The sequence below is a fragment of the Azoarcus sp. TTM-91 genome (genome assembly GCF_012911025.1).
Taxonomy (GTDB): Bacteria; Pseudomonadota; Gammaproteobacteria; order Burkholderiales; family Rhodocyclaceae; genus Azoarcus.
Window position 1 is genome coordinate 1 of sequence record NZ_WUEI01000263.1, and the last position, 1,218, is coordinate 1,218.

At 70.4% G+C, this 1,218-nt stretch carries 2 protein-coding genes; both read left to right on the top strand.

Features of this window, described 5'->3' with window-relative positions:
• Positions 1-846: response regulator (locus GRF61_RS24130; protein WP_248281430.1), on the top strand; the 846-nt coding region annotated here is incomplete at its 5' end.
• Positions 847-913: 67 nt separating this feature from the next.
• The coding region (locus tag GRF61_RS24135; protein WP_169153154.1) for a PAS domain-containing protein at positions 914-1,218 on the top strand (305 nt) is incomplete at its 3' end.

The following is a 1,218-nucleotide window of genomic DNA, read 5'->3' on the forward strand; positions in this document are numbered from 1 at the left end:
ACGCCCCCCGGCTCGCCCTCCCATCCGCCCCTGCGTCAGGCCACACTGCTGCTGGTGGACGACGAGGACAACATCCTCTCCGCGATGAAGCGCCTGCTGCGGCGCGACGGCTACCGCATCCTCAGCGCCGCCGGCGGCGAGGAGGCCCTCGCCCTGCTGGACCGCGAGGCGGTGGACGTCATCGTTTCCGACCAGCGCATGCCCGGCATGAGCGGCATCGAGTTCCTGCGCCGCGCCCGCCTCTGCCATCCGCGCACGGTGCGCATCGTGCTCTCCGGCTACACCGAGTTGCAGTCGGTCACCAGCGCCATCAACGAAGGCGCAGTGTACAAATTCCTCACCAAGCCCTGGGACGACGAACAACTGCGCGCCAACATCGCCGAGGCCTTCCGCCACAAGGCGCTGCTGGATGAAAACCGCCGCCTGACCGACACCCTGGCGCAACGCAACCAGGAACTGGCCGAAGCCAACCTGCAGCTGCAGCACCTGCTGGACGACCGCGAGCGCAGCATCACCCGCCACCGCAACGCGCTGGCAGTGCTGCAGGAGGTCACCGAGCTGCTGCCCTGGCCGGTGGTGGGCGTGGACGAGGATGAACTGGTGGTCGCCCTCAACGGCCGCGCCGCCGCGCTGTTCGCCACCACCGCCAGCCTGCTCGGCCAGCCCCTGGCGCAGGCGCTGCCGGAACACGCCGGCCTGCTCGCCAGCCTGCAGGGCGACAGCCAGATCCGGCTCAACGGCCGGCGCTTCCTCGCCCACGTCCGCAGCCTGGGCAACCAGCCGCCCGGCCGCGGCCGTACGGTATTGCTGATTCCCGGGGACGACCCGGATGACACCCACCGCTGAACGCCCCGCCGGCGCAGGGGCCCGGCCCCCGCCACCGGCATGGCGGCCTTGATCGAGGACAGCCCGCATGTCCCAAGCGGCCGAACAGGATCTGACCGAACTCATCGCCCTAGGCGTCGATCCAGCGCTGCTGATGGACTCGCTGCAGCTGTCGCTGGCCGACGAGAACGGCCACATCCTGTATGTGAACCAGGCTTTCTGCCGCGCCTGCGGCTACACCCGCGAGGAGCTGCTGGGCCAGCCCTACCGCCTCATCGCCTCCAACCGGCAGCCGCCCGCCTTCTTCACCGCCATGTGGAACCAGCTGCGCGCCGGCGCCGCCTGGCACGGCGAGCTCAGCAACCGCAACCGCGACGGCGGCGAGTACTGGAT